Below are 15,352 nucleotides of genomic sequence, written 5' to 3'. Positions count from 1 at the left end.
GAAGCAGCCGGCAGGGGGTCCAGGTGAGTGCTTCCCGGCGTAGTGGGACCACCGACGAACTGGGGCCGGACGGACCCGGGCCCGAGGGCCCGGACGGCCCGGAGGGCTCCGGCGGCGGTTCGGATCTCCTTGCCGCCCTCCTCGACGGGATGGACGCGGCGCTGTGCGCCTTCGACGCCGACGGCGTCGTCACCCACTGGAACCGCGAGGCGGAGCGGATTCTCGGCTGGACCGCCGCGGAGGCGGTGGGGCGGCACGGGTTCGCGGGATGGGCCGTACGGCCCGCGGACGCCGAGGAGGTCGAGGGGCGGCTGCTGTCCGCCATGCGGGCTCCCGGCCGGCAGGTCCACGAGTTCGCGCTGCTGACCAAGGACGGCGGGCGGGTCCTCGTACGCACGCAGTCCGCGGCCGTACGCGGGCCCGACGGGAAGCCCGCCGGGGTGTACTGCGCCTTCAGCGAGGTGCACGCGCAGATCGACCTGGAGCGGTCGATCGCGCTCAGCGAGGCGCTGTTCGAGGACGCGTCGTGGGGTGTCGTGCTGGTCGACGCCGATCTGCGGCCCGCCGTGGTGAACGCGCACGCGGCGCGGTCGCTCGGCATCGGGCGTACGTCCGTGCTGGGGCGGCCCCTCGGGGAGCTGCTCGGACAGGGCGTGGAGGAGCTGGAGAGCGCGCTGACCCATGTGCTGGCCGAGGGCGCGCCGCCCGCGCCCGCGGAGATCTGGGTCGGGGTGCGCACGCCGGACGGCGAGAAGCGGCGGTGCTGGCGGTGCGGATTCGTACGGCTGGCCTCGCCGCTCGCGGAGGAGCCGGTTCCGCTGGGTGTGGGGTGGCTGTTCCAGGACGTCACCGAGGCCAAGCAGAGCGAGCAGGAGGCCTCGCTGCTGCGGTTCAGGACCAACCAGCTGCACCGGGCGGCCCGGGCGGCGGCGGAGTGCGAGGACCCGGCCGAGGCGGCCGTCGTCCATCTGGACTTCGCGCTGGCCGGGTTCGCCGATCACGCGGTGATCGACCGGGTGGCGGGCGGTGCGCTGGCGGACGGGGAGGCGTCGGGGCCGGTACGGCTGGTGCGGGTCGCCGCGACGCCGTCCGGCGGACCGGGGCCGAGCCTGCCGGCGGGGGCCGCGGGGCTGCCCGTGCGGTACGGCGAGGGCCATCCGGCGCTGCAGTGCGTGGACCGGGCCGGGTCGGTACGGGCGAGCGTGGGGACGGTGTCCGGGGAGCGGGCCCGCGAGTGGGCGGTGGCCCGCCAGTGGCCGCCGGACGTGGTGCACGCGCTGTGTGCGGTACTGCGCAGCCGGGGCCGGACGCTGGGCGTGGTGACGTTCCTGCGGGGGTCCGGCAGGAGCCAGTTCGAACGGACCGACGCGGTGTACGCCGAGGATGTGGCGGTACGGATCGCGGCGGCGCTGGATCTGGCGGGGCTGGCGGGGGAGTCCCGTTAGGGCATGTCCGGGCGGATCGGGCCGGCCGCGAGGGGCGTCGCTGATCGGTGCGGGTGAGCGGGGGTGTGCGGGGTGGGCGCGGCAGGCCGCAGGTCGGAGGAGGGGCGTGGCACGCTCCGTCCCCGACCGGCCGTAGGACTGCCCGCTCCGCCCCCGATTGACCTAGCCCTGCTGGTAGAAGATCCGGTCCGCGTACTGTTCGAACACCTGGTCGTTCCAGGCGAGGCCGCCGTCCACGTTGCCCGAGCGCAGCAGCGGCGGCTCGATGCCGCGCGACGCCAGGTTCCCGGCCGCCTCCGCCATGACCGACTGGAGGATCGCCGAGGTCACCACGGTCGACGCGGGGGCGAAGGGCGCCGGGATCGTGTCGAGGGTGAGTTCCGCGTCGCCGACGGCGATCTTGGAGTCGAGGACGACGTCGCAGTGGTCCTTGAGGAACGTGCCCGAGGAGTGCCGCGGCTTCGTCTCCCTGGTGTACGCCACCGATGTGACACCGATGACCTTCACGCCACGCGCGCGTGCCGTCATCGCCATCTCGACGGGGAGCGCGTTGCGGCCGGAGAGGGAGATGATCACCAGCGCGTCGCCCGCGCGGAGCGGTGACGTGGCGAGGACCGCGCTCGCGAGGCCGTCGACGCGCTCCAGGGCGGAGCCGAGCGTCGCCGGCATGACGTCGACGCCGACCGCGCCGGGGACGGCGAGCAGGTTCATCAGGGCGAGTCCGCCGGCCCGGTAGACGAGGTCCTGCGCGGCGAGCGAGGAGTGTCCGGCGCCGAAGGCGAAGAGCCGGCCCCCGTCGGCGACGGTGTCGGCGAGCAGCGCCCCGGCCGCGGCGACCGCGTCGGCCTCCTCGTCCCGGACCCGCGCCAGCAGCCCGATCGCCGCGTCGAGGAACCGGTCGGACAGCCTGCCGTCGTCTGCACCGCTCGTCGCACCCATGCGGAAACCCAACCCCTTCGCGGCCGTGTGGCGCGGTGGCGCGCCGTGTCGCGGATCACCGTGCGGTCTGGACCAGTGGGATGTCAATACGGCCCCCAGGGGGCGTCGAGGTGGCCGTGGGGTCGTCCGTAACCCCTTGGTTTCAACGGCGCGGCACGCTTGTCAGTGGTATCCGGCAGAATTGACGTCAGGGCCAGCGCACGCGCCGCGAAGCTTGTCGTGCTTCCGGCAGATCTCATCAAGGGGCACGTATGTCCGGACTGATCGACACCACGGAGATGTATCTCCGCACCATCCTCGAGCTGGAGGAGGAAGGTGTGGTCCCCATGCGCGCCCGGATCGCCGAGCGGCTGGACCAGAGCGGACCGACGGTCAGCCAGACCGTGGCGCGCATGGAGCGCGACGGCCTGGTGTCCGTCGCCAGCGACCGCCACCTGGAGCTGACGGACGAGGGCCGCCGGCTGGCCACGCGCGTGATGCGCAAGCACCGCCTCGCCGAGTGCCTCCTGGTCGACGTGATCGGCCTGGAGTGGGAGCAGGTCCACGCGGAGGCGTGTCGCTGGGAGCACGTGATGAGCGAGGCCGTGGAGCGCCGCGTCCTGGAGCTGCTGCGCCACCCCACCGAGTCGCCGTACGGCAACCCGATCCCGGGCCTTGAGGAGCTGGGCGAGAAGGACGGCGCCGACCCGTTCCTGGACGAGGGCATGGTCTCGCTGGCCGACCTGGACCCGGGTCTGGACGGCAAGACGGTCGTCGTACGCCGGATCGGCGAGCCGATCCAGACGGACGCGCAGTTGATGTACACGCTGCGCCGGGCGGGTGTGCAGCCCGGTTCGGTGGTGAGCGTGACGGAGTCGGCCGGCGGGGTGCTGGTGGGCAGCGGCGGCGAGGCGGCGGAGCTGGAGGCGGACGTCGCCTCGCATGTGTTCGTGGCGAAGCGCTGAAGCGTGGCGAAGCGCTGAGCGGGCGCCGGGGGCGGCGCCGGGGTCTGTCGTAGCGCTTCACCACCGGGGACGGGGGATCAAGTCCTGTGGTCGGTGGGGTGGTTGTGGCGTTTCCGGGTTCCGCCGGAGTGAAGATTCACTGTGCGGAATCGCAGCGCTTCGACGCTTCCCGTGCCAGGCTGTCGCGTGAGGCATATGACCTGAGGGGGCGGGCGGATGTGCCGTGGGCGTGGGGGCTTGGAACGCAGAGGTCATGGGGATGGCCCCGGCACCTTGCGATGCCGGGGCCTGTCCTCCCCTGTGCTGACCCGGAGCCCCGAGCTCTCAGGGTCATTCCCCTCGGACCGGTTTCCCCGAGCGGTCCGCCTCCCGGTGAAGATCTCCCCTCGGCAGCGGCGATCATTCCTTGAGGGAGGTCACTCGAACGAGGGGTGTTGGCGGCCGAGAGGCCATTTTCGAATGCGTATTCGATAGTCTGCGAGTGACGGGACGCACGTGACGTGCGCTGCACAGGGCAGAGAAGGTACGACGCGACAGACGGGACAGACCGACAGGCACGGCAGTCAGGACGCGGTTCACAGGGCCGGCGGCTCGCGCGGGAGCGAGCGGTCCGAGCGGAGCTAGGGGGGTGCCAATGGCGCGGCGCATCGACGTGACCGGAGCGGGCGGTGTACGTCTCGCGGCCTGGGAGTTCGGTGACCCTCCCAAGTCCGACCCGACGGCGACCGTGGCGGAGAAACGATCTCCCGGGGTGCTGTTACTCCACGGCCTGATGGGCCGCGCCTCGCACTGGGCGTCCACCGCCCGCTGGCTCTCCGAGCGGTACCGCGCCGTCGCGCTCGACCAGCGCGGACACGGCCAGAGCGACAAGCCCCCGCGGGCCTCCTTCACCCGTGACGCGTACGTCGAGGACGCCGAAGCCGCACTCGAACAGCTGGACCTCGCCCCGGTCGTCCTCATCGGACACGCGATGGGCGCCCTGACCGCCTGGCAGCTCGCCGCCCGCCGCCCCGACCTGGTCCGCGGGGTGATCATCTGCGACATGCGGGCCTCCGCGCTCGGCTCGGCCTCGCAGCGGGAGTGGGGCGAGTGGTTCAAGTCCTGGCCCGTGCCCTTCGCCACCCTCGCCGACGTACGCAAGTGGTTCGGCGAGGACGACCCCTGGGTGGAGCGGCCCAACGCGGCCCGCGGGGAGTTCTACGTCGAGGTGATGGCCGAGTCCCCCGACGGCTGGCGGCCCGTCTTCGACCCCGAGCAGATGCTCCAGTCCCGCGAGACCTGGGTCTACGACGCCCACTGGGAGGAACTCACCCAGGTGCGGTGCCCCGCCCTGGTCGTCCGCGGCCTCGACGGCGAACTCGGCCGCGCCGAGGCCCAGGAGATGGTCCGTGTCCTGCCCCGCGGCGAGTACGCGGAGGTCGCCGACGCGGGCCACCTCGTCCACTACGACCAGCCGGAGGCGTGGCGCGCGGCGATAGAGCCGTTCCTGGACGGACTGGAGGGTGCGGACGGGGCGGAGGGCGTGGACGGGGCAGAGGGTGCGGACGGGGTGGGCCGGGACTGACGCGGGGCGTCGCGGGGTCGGCCGCGTCACCCCTTGCTGACCGCCAGCAGGATCTCCGGCAGCTGCCGAGCCGTCCGTGGCGCGGCCAGCCGCAGCCCCGCCACCGTCACCACCGCCCCGTACACCGCGCCTACCGGCAGCAGCAGCCGGCTCCACTGCTCCCCGTCCCTGCTGACGTTCGCCCAGATCGTCAGGGCGATCACCGGGGCGCAGAGCAGCGCGGCCGAGACCATGCCGCCGACCACGGCCGCGGCGGCGAGGCCCGACTGGCCCGGCGCCACGTTCTTGTAGCCCTCGGAGGGGATCGAGTAGGGGAAGCGGGCCGACGTCCACGCCCCGGTCGCCAGCATCGCGCCGAGCAGCGCGAAGGACAGACCGAGCACCTCGGGCAGCTTGGGCCAGTCGTCGACCAGCGCGGTCGTCAGGACGGTGACGAGGGTGGCGTACGGCAGGGTGATCACCAGCAACGCCAGTGCGCGGGCCCGGAGTTCGACGTACGCGTCCCGGGTCGAGGAGATCGTCGTCGCGACCATCCAGAACGCGGACGTGTCCTGCCCGAACTGGTTGTACATCTGCACCCCGAGCATCCCCGCCGCGAAGCACGAGAAGTAGATCGACCCCGTGCCCTGCACCGCGTTGAACACCGGCACGATCAGCCCGATCGCCAGCGAAGTCACCCACGCCGCCTTGGTCTTGGGGTCGCGCCACACATAGCGCAGGCTGCGTTCCATGACCGTGCCGGTGCGCCCGGGAGGCAGCAGCCGGGCGAGTCCGGTCGAGGCCCGCTCCCGGGCGGCGCCCTCGGCGGAGGGCAGTGTGGAGCCGTCGGGCGAGGCCATCAGCCGGGTCAGATGCCGGGTCCAGAGCCCGATCAGGCCCGCCAAAGCGGCGGCGGACAGGGCGAGTTGGAGGAGCGCGACGCCGTACGACCCCTCGCTCGCCGAGTCGACCGCGCCGATCGCCGACGCGGGCGGCACCCACCGCAACACCTCGGCGGGACCGTCGAGTTGCCCCAGTCCGCCCGAACCGAGCTTCTGCGCACCGAAGTTGACGACCTGCGCCCCGATCGCGATCACCAGTCCGCTCAGCACCGCGAGGTCACGGCCCTTGCGGCTGGTCAGCAGCCGGGTGTTGGCGGTGGCGACGGCCCGCGCGAGGGCCACGCAGACCAGCAGCGCGAGCACGACCCCGACGACCGAGACGACGTACGCGACGAAGCCGTGCGCGACCGCGATCACGGATCCGACGAGCAGGCAGAGCGTGAACACCGGCCCTACGCCCACCAGCGAGGCCACCAACAGCGCCCGCACCAACGGCCGGGGCCGCAGCGGGAGCATCACCAGGCGGGTCGGGTCGAGCGTCTCGTCGCCGCCCGGGAAGAACAGCGGCATCACCGCCCACCCCACCGCGAGCACCAGCGCCAACGGGACGGCCACGGAAGCGGCGTGCGTGTTGCCGCGCAGCGCGATCATCCCGAGCATCTGGAGCACGGAGACGATCAGGACGACGACGGCCGTGACGATGTACACGGTCTGCCGCTCGGTCGACTGCCGCAGCCCGTTGCGCAACAGCGACAGCTTCAGTCGTACGACGACGGAGGTCACGTCCGTCGTTGCGGCCGGAGTCATTGCGGCCGGAGTCATGTCCGCCGGAGTCATCGCGCCCCGCCGCCCAGCCAGTCGAGGTCGGCACCGGCGTCCCGGCCCTGTGCCCCGACGAGTTCGAGGAACGCGTGCTGGAGCGAGGGCGCGGAACCGCGCACCGCGTCGAGCGGCCCGTGGGCCCGGATCCGTCCGGCGGCCATGACGGCGACCCAGTCGCACAGCGACTCGACGAGCTCCATGACGTGCGAGGAGAAGACGACGGTGGCGCCGGAGGCGGTGTACCGCTCCAGGACGCCCCGGATGATCTGCGCGGAGACCGGGTCGACACCCTCGAACGGCTCGTCCAGGAACAGGACTTCGGGATTGTGCAGCAGGGCCGCGGCGAGCCCGATCTTCTTGCGCATGCCGGTCGAGTAGTCGACGACGAGCTTGTGCTGGGCCCCCGCGAGATCCAGCACATCGAGCAGCTGCCCGGCCCGCTTGTCCACCTCGGCACCGGGCAGTCCGCGCAACCGCCCGCTGTAGCCGAGCAGTTCACGCCCGGACAGCCGCTCGAACAGCCGCAGCCCCTCGGGCAGGACCCCGATCCGCGCCTTGACGGCCACGGGGTCCTGCCACACGTCGTGCCCGACGACCGACACGGCCCCCTGATCGGGCCGCAGAAGCCCGGTCACCATGGAGAGCGTGGTGGTCTTCCCGGCCCCATTGGGCCCGACAAGCCCGATGAACTGACCGGCGGGCAGCTCCAGATCAATGCCGGCAACGGCAACCTGCTGCCCAAACCGCTTCCAGAGCCCACGCACACTCACAGCCGACGTCATAGACGCCAACCCTAGGGGCGCAAGCTACCGATCCCGCCCGCACGCATAGGCAAGCGGCGAGATCAACTCCTCGGCATCCGGCAACCACCGATTGGCCGCAGTGGGCCGACAAGCCCACTGCACGGCCCCAGAAGACCCGTACCGGGTCGGAGGCGCCGCAACGAACGAACCCTCTCCCAGCACCACGAGATCCAGCGAGGTAGGCGCCCACCCCAACCGCCGCACCAGATCCGGCACCTTCGCCGCAGCCCCCGGCAGCACGAAGAAGTGCATCCGACGATCCGGCGTCAACGTCACGGGACCCAGCGTCAACTCCATGCGCTCCATGCGGGCCAGCGCGAGGAACCCCGCGGTGTCCCGTACGGAGATCGCGTCGAACGTACGCCCCGTAGGCAGCAGGATCGAAGCCGACGGCAGCTTCTGCCACAACCGGCGCGCGACGGTCGCACTGCCGGTGGCCTGCGTCGCCCAGTCGTCCCGCGAGGGATGCGCACCGGGCACGGCGCACGCGGCGTCGCCGCAGGAGCAGCGCTGCACCCCGTCGACGGCTTCCAGCCAAGTGCCGGGGAAGACGTCCCAGTGGCGCTCCTCGGCGTATCGTACGGCTGTCTCCAGCAGCGATTCGCCTCGCTGCTTCGGAATCTGGGCGGCTTCGTTGCCGACGATCGTCTCTTCCACGCTCAACACAACTCCCGCGCCCACCTCGGGTTACGGCTGTAGCGCGCGCGGGGGAGGAGCATTGATTCGGCATCTGGGGCGCATGGATGCACGTGTGGGGGCGCGCGGGAGGAACCGGGGCGTGGGCTGGGTACGCACAAACGGGGTCGGCTTCCGCCTTTACCCCGGCAATCCTCGCATGCCTCGCATTTTAGCCGTCCTGGCGGGGCATTGATCTTCACGGCCGGAACTTTTCGTTCACACCGATGTCGTTCCGCGACATCGTTCACAACGACGGGCCCCGGCGAAGGGAAGACACGTCAACTCGGTGCGTGGGCAGGCACCGCAGCCACAGGGGGTACGCCAATGGCCGCAAGGCCGCTTGTCGCGCGGCAGCCGAACGAACGGCTGCAGGCGCTCATCCAGGAGGCGGGGTGCTCGAACGCCGGGCTCGCCCGCCGCGTCAACATGTGCGGCGCGGAGCACGGCCTCGATCTGCGCTACGACAAGACGTCCGTGGCCCGTTGGCTGCGCGGACAGCAGCCGCGGGGCCGGGCACCCGCGATCATCGCGGAGGCACTGGGCCGCAAGCTCGGCCGTACGGTCACGATCGACGAGATCGGCATGGCCAACGGCAAGAACCTCGCCTCGGGTGTGGGCCTCCAGTTCTCGCCGACGGTACTGGGCGCCATCGAGCAGGTGTGTGAGCTGTGGCGCAGTGACGTGGGCCGCCGGGACTTCCTGTCCGGCTCCTCCGTCGCCGCCTCCGCGCTGGTCGAACCCAGCCGCGACTGGCTCATTTCCTCACCGGATTCACAAGTGGCGCGCGCCTCCGGCCCCCGGGTCGGGCAGTCGGACGTGGCCGCCGTGCGCGCGATGACCCAGGCCCTCACGGACCTCGACCACCAGTACGGCAGCGGGCATGTGCGCCCGGTCGTCGTGCACTACCTCAACAGCGTGGTCTCCGGACTCCTCGCCGGGTCGTACCGGGAGGCCGTCGGTCGTGAACTGTTCGCCGCGGTCGCGCGGTTGACGGAGCTTGCCGGCTACATGGCCGTCGACACCGGGCAACCGGGCCTGGCCCAGCGGTACTACATCCAGGCGCTGCGGCTCGCGCAGGCGGCGGGCGACCGCGGTTACGGCGGCTATGTGCTCGCCGCGTCCATGAGCCACCTCGCCGCGCAGCTCGGAAACCCGCGGGAGATCGCCCAGTTGGCGCGGGCGGCGCAGGAAGGGGCGCGTGGTCGCGTGACACCGCGCGCGGAGGCGATGTTCTTCGCGGCGGAGGCGCGCGGGCACGCGCTGATGGGTGACGCGCGGGCCGCGCAGTCGGCGTCGGGGCGGGCGGTGCACGCGCTGGAGGCGGCGGACGCGTCCTCCGGGGACGACCCGGCGTGGATCGCACACTTCGACGAGGCCTACCTCGCCGACGAGTTGGCCCACTGCCACCGCGACCTCGGCCAGGCCGACGCGGCGGCCCGGTGCGCGCAGGAGTCCCTCGACGGGCTTCCCGAGACCAAGGCGCGCCGGCGCGCGATCGGTTACGTCCTGCTCGCCAGCGCGCAGGTGCAGCAGCGCGAGGTCGAGCAGGCCTGCCAAACCGGCCTCAAAGCGGTGGAGTTGCTGGAGACCCTGCGCTCCAACCGGGGCGCCGAGTATCTCGACGACTTCCAACAACGCCTCGAACCCTTCCGGGAGGAGCCGGTGGTACGGGAGTTCGGGGCGCGCCTTGAGCTCCAGGCGGCGGCGTGAAACGGGCGCCGACGAGGGTGTGAACGTCCGGGAAACTTACGCATCGGCGGTGAAAGGAGAGCCAGAAGAGCGCATACGGGCCCGGATCTGTTACGGCGGTCACAGGGACGCAGGTCTAGTCCTGTGCTGCGTGGCACCGGGCTCGGGGGACCCGGTAGCGTGAGCCGACGATTCCGAAGTTCCCCCATAAGCAGGAGTCCCGGTGAAGCAGAGTGGACACGGCGAGGAGCCGCGCGAGGGCATAATCCTGCCCTCGGACGGTGGGGAGCCCCTGCTGCCGGGACAGACGGGCACGAGCGCGGGCCGCGCGGGCGGGTACGGCGGCCCGCAGCCTGTTTACGGCGCCCCGCAGTCCCCGTCCGCGCAGGGCGGCTCCGACGGCTCGCAGTTCCCGTCCGCGCAGGGCGGTTACGGGGCCCCGCAGCCCGGTTACGGCCCGCAGGGCGGTTACGGCGCCCCCCACCAGGGGGACGGATCCGCCGCGGCGCCCAGCACGCCGTACGACCAGCAGCCCGGCGCGGCTCCGACCGGCGCCCAGTCCTGGGGTACGCCCTGGGGTCCCGACCAGCAGAGCCCGGACCAGCCGCCCGCGCAGGACTGGCCGCAGCCAGCCACGCAGACCTGGGGCACCCCGCAGCAGCCGGCCGGCACGCCGTCCCAGCCCGCGGGCTATGACACGAACGAACCCACGTCGTACTACTTGCCGCCGGTCGGCCAGCCGCTCCCGTCGTCCTCGGCGCCGCAGGCGCAGCCGCTCCCGGCGCAGGAGGGGCAGGTGGCGACGTACAACGCCCCCGGCGCGGGCGGTGTCCCGCAGCAGCCGCAGTCCGCCGCCGCGGGCCACGGCGCGCAACCGCAGCCACCAGCTGTGGGCCACGGCATCCAGCCGCCGCCGCAGCCCCCGGCCTTCGACACGAACGAGCCGACGTCCTACTACCTCCCGCCGGTGGGTCAGCCCCTGCCGTCGGCCCCCGCGCCGCAGTCGCAGCCGCTCCCCGCCCAGGAGGGCCAGGTGGCCGCGTACGGCGCCGCCTCCGCCTCCGGTGAGCCCACGCCCGGCGCGCAGGCCGCCTATCCGCACGCACCCGCCGCTCCGGCCCCTGGCACACCCGCGTTCGGCGCTCCCGCCTCCGGCGCACCTTCACCCGGGGCTCCTGCCTCCGCCTTCGGCGCCCCCTCACCCGGCACGCCCGCTTCCGCCCCGGGCGCCTACCCGCCCGGCGCTGCCGCTTCCGCCCCGCCCGGCACGCCCGCCTCAGCCTCCGGCGCGTATCCGCCCGGCGCTCCCGCCTCCGGCGCCTACCCGCCCGGCGCTCCCGGCGCATCCCCCTCCGCCCCCCTGCCCCCCGCCGACGAGGGCGCCACGCAGTACATCCCCCCGGTCCCGGCCGCCGCCAGCGAGGGTGTCACCCAGTACCTCCCGCCCGTGGGCCCCGGCGCGCTGCCGCCCGAGTCGCCCGCGGGGTACCCGGGCCGACCGGGAGCCGCCGTACCCGGTAGCGGTGCGGATGCAGGTCCGCTGCCGCAGGCCGTCCCCGGCCACCCCGACTCCCAGGCCACCCAGTTCATCCCGCCCGTCCCCGGGGGCCCCGGCCCCGCCCCCTACGGCGGAGACCGGCAGCCGCCGTCCGACTTCGACAACCTCTTCCGCAGCGCGTCCGGTGCGGACGGCGCGGCCGGGGCCACCCAGCAGATCCCGCGGTACGCGCAGCCCGAGGCGGCCCCCGGCTACGGCTACCCGCAGCCCCAGTCCGGGTACGGCTACCCCCAGCCTCAGTCCCAGTCCGGTGGCTACGGCTACCCGCAGCCCGCGTACGTCCCCCCGGGACCCGGCGGTCACGACGACGGCCGGTACGACGACGGCGGCAGCCGTAAGTCCCGTGTCCCGCTCCTCGCGGCGGTCGGCGTCGGCATCATCGCCCTCGGCATCGGCGCGGGCGCGCTGCTCGCCGGCGGCGGGGGCGACAAGGACGGCGACAAGAACCAGACCGTCTCCGCCACCGCCCCCGCGACCGACGGCTCCGCCTCGCCGTCCGCCGACGCGGCGAAGGCGCAGGCCGTGGAGCTGGACAAGCTGCTCGCCGACAGCGGCAACAGCCGTTCCGCGGTGATCAACGCGGTCGCCGACGTGAAGTCCTGCAAGAACCTCGGCCAGGCCGCCCAGGACCTGCGGGACGCGGCCAAGCAGCGCACCGAACTGGTGACCCGGCTCAAGACCGTGGCCGTGGACCAGTTGCCGAGCCACGCGGAGCTGACGTCCGCGCTGACCCAGGCCTGGCAGGCGTCCGCGTCCGCCGACAACCACTACGCGGCCTGGGCCGACCAGACGGCCGGCAAGAAGGGCTGCAAGAAGGGCCAGGCCCGCACCACCGGCCAGACCCAGGCCGGCAACCGGGCCAGCGGAACGGCCAGCCAGGAGAAGGCGGAGGCGGCCAAGCTCTGGAACGCCATCGCCCGCAAGTACGGCCTGACGGAGCGCTCGGCGACCCAGCTCTGAGCGGCCCACCGACCGACCGCCGACCGGCCGGGTCCTAGTCGATGTCCGCGTTCTGCAGCGTCGTCGTCACATCGGTGAAGCCCTTGTGGGCCGACACCAGTTGACCCTGACGGACCACCTGGAGGGTCACGTCGGCGTTCACCATCCGGGGGAAGCCCGCGGCGGAGAGGCCGTCGCGGGCGCTGAAGCCGCCGGAGGTGTTCCAGCGCAGGACGGGCGTCAGCCCGCCCGTGTCGATCTTGAGACCGTCGTTGAGCGCGCTGCGCACGGTGTCCGCGGAGACCTCCCCGCTGCCCAGCGACTCGACGACCTTCGTGAACACGGTGTACGCGATCCAGGTGGTCTGCACACCGGTGTCCGCCGCGTCGATGCGGTTGTCGTCGAAGGCCTCCTCGCTGACGACCTTCTTCATCGCGTCCCAGCGGGCGTCGCTGGCCGGCGGGTACCAGCCGGTGATGTACGAGCCCTCGTACGGCCCGGACCGTCCGCCGGAGGTGTTGAGGACCGTCTGGTCGACGCTGCCCATCGTCATGGCGGTCCGCACGCCCGGGTAGTCCTCGCGGTCGCGCCGGAAGGAGTCCATGAAGGTGCTGGTGCGGTCGCCGAGCGCGGGCACCACACAGCCGTCCTTCGCGGCGGCGGCGGACGTGCTCTTCGAGGTCGCGTTCTTGAGCGCCCGCGTCGACTGCGCCGAGTACTCGCTGGCGTCGTCCGCCGCCGGCAGGTCCGTCGCCTCCGCGTGTCCGCCCGAGGTCAGGCCCGCGTCCAGCAGCACGGGCAGCTCGTCGCCCGCGATGTTGTCCGGCCGTACGAGACTCACGGCGCCGCAGGCCCGCGCCAGCTCCTTGCCGAGGCCGGCCAGCAGGGTCGGCTGGCCGCCGTTGACCGGGTAGGAGAGCGGGCTGGTGAACTCGGCGTTGGTGACGCCGTAGCCGCCTATGTAGGGGATGCCCGCGCCCTCCAGGGCCGGGAAGAAGGAGTCGCCGTACTGGCTGTAGGAGCCGACGACCGCGGCGACGTTCTCCTTGACCGCGCGCCGGGCGCACTTCGCGGCGGTCACGCCGTCGTTGTGGTCGTTGCAGGTCAGGACGGTGAGCTTACGGCCGTTGATGCCGCCCTTGGCGTTGATCCAGCGGGCGTAGGCCAGGGCGAAGGCGGGCATGCCGGGCTTGTTGGTGGCGCTGGTCTCCGACGGCGCCCAGGTCATGACCTTGATCGGGCCGTCCCCCGCACCCCCCGTGGTACCGGGGACGACCCCGCAGCCGGCGGCGAGCGACGCGCACGCCGCCAGGGCCCCCGCCGCGCGGGCGGTGGCTCTGACGGGCCGGTGGTGCAGGGGGAGGAAGGTGCTGCGGTCGCGTCGCCTACCGGTCATGGGCACACACGCTTCCGTCACATCACCAACCCGGGTGTGACCCTGGGTCAACGAACAGTGACGTGACGGTGAACAGGAGGGGGCTGCGAGGCCGGTGTGAGGGAGAACGTACGATCGATGACCGTGCAAGGTTCGGAGAACTCTTCCCGTCGCGGCCGTCGCTCCTCCACCATGGGCGGCATGCCACTGAACGACATGCCGTGGTGGCGCTGGCGCAGCAATGTGCGCTCCGCGCTGCACATGCTCTCCGACCCACAGTTCCAGCAGAACGTCTGGCTGGCCGGAGTCGAGGGGTACGGGGACGTCACCGACGCCGTGTACCGCCTCGTCGAGGACACCTGGCTGGACAGCTGGTCCGCCGAGAAGTACGTCGGCACGATCTTCCGGGACTCCCAGGAGGCGGCCCTCGTCGACACCGCCGTGCTGCGGGTGCTGCGGATCATGCACCAGGTCGGCCCGGACGCCCCCGTCTCCGCCTACCTCGGCCACGAGAACTGGCCGGAAGCCGTACGGGCGGCGCGCGACGCGCACGTACGCCTGTCGGCGAGCGACGGCGAGGAACCCGACACCCCGCCCCGGACCCTGGAAGTGCTGCGGATCATGACGCGGGCCGCGTAGACCATGACGCGGGCCGCATGGCGGACGCCTTTCGTCGCGTTCATACGGTCATGAGACCCTGTCCGGCATGAACGCGCAGTCCACTCCCGCCGCCGAACCGGCCGAGCAGTACGTCCTGACCCTGTCCTGCCCCGACAAGCAGGGCATCGTGCACGCCGTGTCGAGCTACCTCTTCATGACCGGCTGCAACATCGAGGACAGCCAGCAGTTCGGCGACCGGGACACGGGTCTGTTCTTCATGCGCGTGCACTTCTCGGCGGAGACGCCGGTGACCGTGGAGAAGCTGCGGGCCAGCTTCGCGGCGATCGGCGACTCCTTCCGCATGGACTGGCAGATCCACCGGGCCTCGGACCGGATGCGGGTCGTACTCATGGTCAGCAAGTTCGGGCACTGCCTCAACGACCTGCTGTTCCGGGCGCGGATCGGGGCGCTGCCGGTCGACATCGCGGCCGTGGTGTCCAACCACACCGACTTCGCCGAACTCGTGGGGTCGTACGACGTTCCCTTCCACCACATTCCGGTCACGCGGGAGAACAAGGCCGAGGCGGAGGCGCGGCTGCTGGAGCTGGTGCGGGAGCAGGGGGTCGAGCTGGTCGTCCTCGCCCGGTACATGCAGGTGCTCTCCGACGACCTGTGCAAGCAGTTGAGCGGGCGGATCATCAACATCCACCACTCGTTCCTGCCGAGCTTCAAGGGCGCGAAGCCGTATCACCAGGCGCATGCGCGCGGTGTGAAGCTGATCGGGGCGACGGCGCACTACGTCACCGCCGACCTCGACGAGGGGCCGATCATCGAGCAGGAGGTCGAGCGGGTGGGGCACGATGTCACGCCGGATCAGCTGGTGGCGATCGGGCGGGATGTGGAGTGCCAGGCGCTGGCGCGGGCCGTGAAGTGGCACGCTGAGCGTCGGATTCTTTTGAACGGGCGGCGGACGGTGGTGTTCGCCTAGGAGCTCGGGGGTTCGTGTTGTCGGGCGGCTGCGGGTGGTTCGTGGTTGCTCGCGCAGTTCCCCGCGCCCCTAAAAAAGCTGCAGTGGACGTCTTTTAGTCGGTCGCGGGGAAGACCCCGTGGGCGGCCGATGCTCCCTGGCACGGGCGGGCCACGTGCTCCCCGTCGTGGTGAGCCGCGACGGCGCC

General features: G+C 72.3%; 12 protein-coding genes. 7 read left to right on the top strand and 5 right to left on the bottom strand.

The window, feature by feature from the left end:
• The first annotated feature begins 23 nt into the window (after positions 1 to 23).
• The gene (locus ABZ896_RS20885) at positions 24 to 1,445 is read left to right on the top strand and encodes a PAS domain-containing protein (protein WP_360930883.1); all 1,422 of its coding nucleotides are present in this window, start codon (positions 24 to 26) and stop codon (positions 1,443 to 1,445) included.
• Positions 1,446 to 1,607: 162 nt separating this feature from the next.
• Here the strand turns inward: ABZ896_RS20885 and ABZ896_RS20880 are convergent, their stop codons facing one another.
• Complete coding sequence (locus tag ABZ896_RS20880) at positions 1,608 to 2,384, bottom strand: SIS domain-containing protein (protein WP_360930880.1); 777 nt, start codon at positions 2,382 to 2,384, stop codon at positions 1,608 to 1,610.
• 251 nt (positions 2,385 to 2,635) lie between these two features.
• Between ABZ896_RS20880 and ABZ896_RS20875 the strand changes: the two genes are divergently transcribed.
• Entirely contained in the window at positions 2,636 to 3,328 is a 693-nt protein-coding gene (locus ABZ896_RS20875) for a metal-dependent transcriptional regulator (protein WP_360930877.1), read from the top strand.
• A gap of 634 nt (positions 3,329 to 3,962) precedes the next feature.
• Positions 3,963 to 4,892 (top strand): alpha/beta hydrolase, encoded by a 930-nt coding sequence (locus ABZ896_RS20870; protein WP_360930874.1) that lies wholly within the window; start codon positions 3,963 to 3,965, stop codon positions 4,890 to 4,892.
• 26 nt (positions 4,893 to 4,918) lie between these two features.
• Here the strand turns inward: ABZ896_RS20870 and ABZ896_RS20865 are convergent, their stop codons facing one another.
• The 3 genes from ABZ896_RS20865 to ABZ896_RS20855 are packed head-to-tail and all read right to left on the bottom strand — an operon-like array spanning position 4,919 to position 8,004.
• Positions 4,919 to 6,520 carry a transporter gene (locus tag ABZ896_RS20865; protein WP_360930871.1) on the bottom strand — a complete coding sequence of 534 codons (1,602 nt, stop codon included), beginning with the start codon at positions 6,518 to 6,520 and terminating at the stop codon, positions 4,919 to 4,921.
• 26 nt (positions 6,521 to 6,546) lie between these two features.
• Positions 6,547 to 7,317: an ABC transporter ATP-binding protein gene (locus ABZ896_RS20860; protein ID WP_360930868.1), complete on the bottom strand. Its 771-nt coding sequence runs from the start codon at positions 7,315 to 7,317 to the stop codon at positions 6,547 to 6,549.
• 24 nt (positions 7,318 to 7,341) lie between these two features.
• Positions 7,342 to 8,004, bottom strand: coding sequence for a bifunctional DNA primase/polymerase (locus ABZ896_RS20855; protein WP_360930865.1), 663 nt, complete (start codon positions 8,002 to 8,004; stop codon positions 7,342 to 7,344).
• A gap of 336 nt (positions 8,005 to 8,340) precedes the next feature.
• On the opposite strand from ABZ896_RS20855, the gene ABZ896_RS20850 reads away from it, so the two are divergent.
• Together ABZ896_RS20850 and ABZ896_RS20845 are read left to right on the top strand one after the other, a co-directional pair.
• Complete coding sequence (locus ABZ896_RS20850; RefSeq protein ID WP_360930863.1) at positions 8,341 to 9,726, top strand: transcriptional regulator; 1,386 nt, start codon at positions 8,341 to 8,343, stop codon at positions 9,724 to 9,726.
• A 700-nt stretch (positions 9,727 to 10,426) separates the two neighbouring features.
• Positions 10,427 to 12,223, top strand: a complete 1,797-nt coding sequence (locus ABZ896_RS20845; protein ID WP_360931007.1) for a hypothetical protein — start codon at positions 10,427 to 10,429, stop codon at positions 12,221 to 12,223.
• 34 nt (positions 12,224 to 12,257) lie between these two features.
• Here the strand turns inward: ABZ896_RS20845 and ABZ896_RS20840 are convergent, their stop codons facing one another.
• Positions 12,258 to 13,598 carry an ABC transporter substrate-binding protein gene (locus tag ABZ896_RS20840; protein ID WP_360930860.1) on the bottom strand — a complete coding sequence of 447 codons (1,341 nt, stop codon included), beginning with the start codon at positions 13,596 to 13,598 and terminating at the stop codon, positions 12,258 to 12,260.
• A 117-nt stretch (positions 13,599 to 13,715) separates the two neighbouring features.
• Here ABZ896_RS20840 and ABZ896_RS20835 point away from each other — a divergent pair, with 117 nt between their 5' ends.
• Positions 13,716 to 14,216, top strand: a complete 501-nt coding sequence (locus ABZ896_RS20835) for a hypothetical protein (protein ID WP_360930857.1) — start codon at positions 13,716 to 13,718, stop codon at positions 14,214 to 14,216.
• 67 nt (positions 14,217 to 14,283) lie between these two features.
• Complete coding sequence (gene purU, locus ABZ896_RS20830) at positions 14,284 to 15,165, top strand: formyltetrahydrofolate deformylase (protein WP_360930854.1); 882 nt, start codon at positions 14,284 to 14,286, stop codon at positions 15,163 to 15,165.
• Positions 15,166 to 15,352 lie beyond the last annotated feature (187 nt).

Origin of the sequence: Streptomyces sp. NPDC047072 (assembly GCF_040643855.1) — a bacterium.
Classification (GTDB): Bacteria; Actinomycetota; Actinomycetes; order Streptomycetales; family Streptomycetaceae; genus Streptomyces.
The sequence above is the reverse complement of the archived record's forward strand: the minus strand, read 5'-3'. Positions and strand labels throughout refer to the sequence as shown.